The sequence below is a fragment of the Nocardioides sp. genome, from assembly GCF_024509035.1.
Classification (GTDB): domain Bacteria; phylum Actinomycetota; class Actinomycetes; order Propionibacteriales; family Nocardioidaceae; genus Nocardioides.
Genome location: NZ_JANINT010000160.1, coordinates 1 through 3,353 on the forward strand (window position 1 = coordinate 1; position 3,353 = coordinate 3,353).

The 3,353-nt window shown below is 70.6% G+C and carries 4 protein-coding genes and 2 pseudogenes; all 6 read right to left on the bottom strand.

Annotation, left to right across the window (positions count from 1 at the left end):
• Nucleotides 1-382: pseudogene (locus Q0L15_RS24970) on the bottom strand (DNA polymerase III subunit alpha); the annotation flags it as partial.
• Nucleotides 383-494: 112 nt separating this feature from the next.
• Nucleotides 495-932: pseudogene (locus Q0L15_RS24975) on the bottom strand (PHP domain-containing protein); the annotation flags it as partial.
• A gap of 105 nt (nucleotides 933-1,037) precedes the next feature.
• Nucleotides 1,038-1,733 (bottom strand): GNAT family N-acetyltransferase, encoded by a 696-nt coding sequence (locus tag Q0L15_RS12485; protein WP_296604767.1) that lies wholly within the window; start codon nucleotides 1,731-1,733, stop codon nucleotides 1,038-1,040.
• Nucleotides 1,723-2,661 carry an RluA family pseudouridine synthase gene (locus Q0L15_RS12490; RefSeq protein WP_296604768.1) on the bottom strand — a complete coding sequence of 313 codons (939 nt, stop codon included), beginning with the start codon at nucleotides 2,659-2,661 and terminating at the stop codon, nucleotides 1,723-1,725. The genes Q0L15_RS12485 and Q0L15_RS12490 overlap by 11 nt, the downstream gene beginning before the upstream one ends.
• Entirely contained in the window at nucleotides 2,658-3,266 is a 609-nt protein-coding gene (gene lspA / locus Q0L15_RS12495; protein WP_296604769.1) for a signal peptidase II, read from the bottom strand. The genes Q0L15_RS12490 and lspA overlap by 4 nt, the downstream gene beginning before the upstream one ends.
• Nucleotides 3,239-3,307 (bottom strand): TraR/DksA C4-type zinc finger protein, encoded by a 69-nt coding sequence (locus Q0L15_RS12500; RefSeq protein WP_238383508.1) that lies wholly within the window; start codon nucleotides 3,305-3,307, stop codon nucleotides 3,239-3,241. The genes lspA and Q0L15_RS12500 overlap by 28 nt, the downstream gene beginning before the upstream one ends.
• Nucleotides 3,308-3,353 lie beyond the last annotated feature (46 nt).

Below are 3,353 nucleotides of genomic sequence, written 5' to 3' on the forward strand. Positions count from 1 at the left end.
ACTGGATGAAGTCGGCGACCACGAGGTAGTAGCCGCAGTAGCCCTTCTGGGAGATGATCGCGAGCTCCATCTCGACCCGGTCCTTGACGTCCTGGGTCAGCCGCTCGCCCGGGTAGCGGGCCTCGATGCCGCGCCACACCTCCTTGCGGAACCAGCTCTCCTCGGTCTCCCCCGCCGGCACGTCGGCGCGCGCCATGTAGCCACCGGTCGACTCGACGAACTCGACCTCGCAGCGCTCGGCGATCGCCAGGGTGTTGTCGCACGCCGCCTCGAGGTCGTAGGCCTCCCAGAGCGCGCGCATTTCGGCCGGGGACTTGATGTAGTAGCCACCGCCGTCGAACTTGAGCCGGTTGGTGTCGGAGAGCCGCTTGCCCGAGGCCACGCAGATCAGGGCGTCGTGGGCGTCGGCGTCCTCGGGGTTGTTGTAGTGGGAGTCGTTGGAGGATCTCCTTGTCCATCCGCGGCTTGTAGAAGTAGCCCTCGAGGCTGGAGCGCGACGAGAGCCGGAAGAGGTTGTGCATGCCCTCGGTGTTCTCGGCCCACATCGTCATGTGGGTGTAGGCGCCGCCACCGGCGACGTCGTCGCCGCCCTCCTCGGCGACGTCGCCCTTGCCCCACCGGACCCGGCGTCGCTCACCACGCGAGGTGCCGGGCGTGATGTATGCCTCGATGCCGATGATCGGCTTGATGCCGTGCTTGCGCGCCTTGGAGTAGAAGTCGTAGGCGCCGTGGAGGTTGCCGTGGTCGGTCATCGCGATGGCCGGCATCCCCAGGTCGACCGCTCGGGCGAAGAGCCCGTTGAGCAACGAGGCCCCGTCGAGCATGGAGTACTCGGTGTGGACGTGGAGGTGGACGAAGGAGTCCTGTGAGCCGTTCGCCATCGTCGCGGGCCACTCCTCGGCTGTGCGGTCTTCGTGGGGTCGTGCGGGCATGCCTGACAGAGCCGCGAACCGGTCGTCGGCGCCGTGGGGGGAAGAACGCCAGACTACGCGACCGCGGGCCTCGATGGTGGCACCCGCCGCCGACAGTGCGGTGCGTCAGTCGCTGGCCGCGTCGAGACTCTCGGTGATGATCGTGTGCACGATCCGCGCCAGCCGCTCCGAGCCGAGTGCGGGCGCCCGGCGTGCCATCGCGTCGGCGATCTGCCGCTCGCGGGCAGGATCACGGGCATGGTCGGTCTTGAACTCCTGCACGGCGCGGGTGAGCGCCGCGCGCCGGGCCAGCAGGTCGCCCAGCTGCTCGTCGACCTCGTCGATCAGCCCGCGCAGGAAGCGCAGCGGGTCGGATCCGGGCCAGACCATCCGGATGTCAGGGCTGCGCTCCTCGTTGGCGGAGCCGTCGGTGCTCTCGAGCTCGAGCAGTCCGTGGGCGGCGTAGAAGGCGCGGGCCTGCTGGTTGACCTCGAAGACCCACAGGCAGAACCCGTCGGGACGCCGGGCCTTGACGACCTCCATGAGCGCCGAGCCGACGCCCTCACGCGCGTGGGCGGGCAGCACGTAGAGATCGTCGAGCCAGGTGTCGGTGAGGCGGGCGTACCCGACCACGAGACCGTCGTGGTCGGCCACCCACACCTCGTCCTCGTGGAGGCGAGCGGCGAGCCACCGGCGCACGTCGTCGTCACCGTGGACCGCCGGCGGCATCGAGGCTGCGTGCCGGCTGGCGATGTGCACGTCGGCGACTGCGGCGGCGTCGGCCTCCGTGGCGGGTCGCAGGACCAGCGCGCTAGTCGGCATCCCGAATCACCTCGAGCGCGTGCGCGAGGTCGGCCGGGTAGTCCGTCTCGAACTCGACGTGCTCACCGGAGTCCGGGTGGTCGAAGCCCAGGCGCACCGCGTGCAGCCACTGCCGCTCGAGCCCGACCCGCTTGGCCAGGGAGGGGTCGGCCCCGTAGGTCAGGTCGCCGACGCACGGGTGCTTGAGCGCGGCCATGTGCACCCGGATCTGGTGGGTGCGCCCGGTCTCGAGGTGGATCTCGAGCAGGCTCGCGAACCGGTGCGCCTCGAGGGTCTCGTAGTGCGTCACGCTGTGCCGCCCGTCGGCCATCACCGCGAACTTGTAGTCGGCCTTCGGGTGCCGGCCGATGGGAGCGTCGATCGTGCCCTCGTGCGGGTCGGGGTGGCCCTGCACGAGCGCGTGGTAGACCTTGTCGACCGTCCGGTGGCGGAAGGCGTTCTTGAGCACGGAGTAGGCGTGCTCGGACTTGCAGATCACCATCACGCCCGAGGTGCCGACGTCGAGACGCTGGACGATGCCCTGGCGCTCGGACGCGCCGCTGGTGGAGATGCGGAAGCCCGCGCCGGCCAGGTGGCCGACCACGGTGGGACCCGACCAGCCGGGCGAGGGGTGGACCGCGACCCCGACGGGCTTGTCGATCACGACGATGTCGTCGTCGTCGTGGATGATCTTGATGCCCTCGACGATCTCGGGCACCACGGCCAGCGGGTCGGCCTCCACCGGGATCGTGACGTCGACGGTCGATCCGGGGAGCACGCGGTCGCTCTTGCCGACGGGAGCCCCGTCGACCAGCACGTGGCCGGCGGCGATCAGCTCGGCGCCGCGGGTGCGGGACAGACCGAACATCCGGGCGAGCGCGGCGTCGACCCGCTCCCCGGCGAGCCCCTCGGGCACCGAGAGCACCCGGTGGTCGGCAGTCCTGCTCACGCGTCGGCCTCCGGCTCAGCGGCCTCGCCGTCTCGGCGGCGATCCTCGCGGTCGTCGTCGCGCGACACGCGGGTCCCGTCGATGTGGATGCCGCGGTAGACCTGCAGGAGGATCAGGCCCGCAGCGACGTCGATGCAGATGTCCGCGACGTTGAAGATCGGCCAGTGCGGCAGCATGAAGAAGTCGATGACGTGCCCGCGCAGCGGTCCGGGCGACCGGACGAGCCGGTCGGTGAGGTTGCCGCCGACGCCCGCGAGCAGCAGACCGAACGCGAACGCCCAGCCCACGCTGCCGACGCGGCGCGCCAGGTAGAGCACCACCAGCACGGCCACGATCGCCACCACGCTGAAGACCTCGGTGTAGGCCGTGCCGGTGCTGAAGGCGGCCCCGGGGTTGCGCGTGAGGTGCAGCTGGAACAGGTCGCCGACCAGCTGCACGTCGGGCCGGTCGCTCAGCAGCTCGACGGCCAGGATCTTGGTGACGATGTCCACGGCGTACGCCGTGAGTGCGACAGCGGCGAAGACCGCGAACGGGCGGCGCCGGGGGTCGGGGTGGGCCGGATCGGTCTGGTCGCCGGTCAGCGACGCTCCTCGCGCTGCTTGCATGTCATGCACAGTGTGGCACGGGGGAACGCCATGAGCCGCATCTTGCCGATGGGGTTGCCGCACGACTCGCACACGCCGTACGTGCCG

What these genes read in the sequence shown, in the direction of transcription:
- Q0L15_RS12485 (WP_296604767.1), bottom strand. Translation starts at nt 1,733, where the DNA reads ATGCCGACTAGCGCGCTGGTCCTGCGACCCGCCACGGAGGCCGACGCC.
- lspA (WP_296604769.1), bottom strand. Translation starts at nt 3,266, where the DNA reads ATGCAAGCAGCGCGAGGAGCGTCGCTGACCGGCGACCAGACCGATCCG.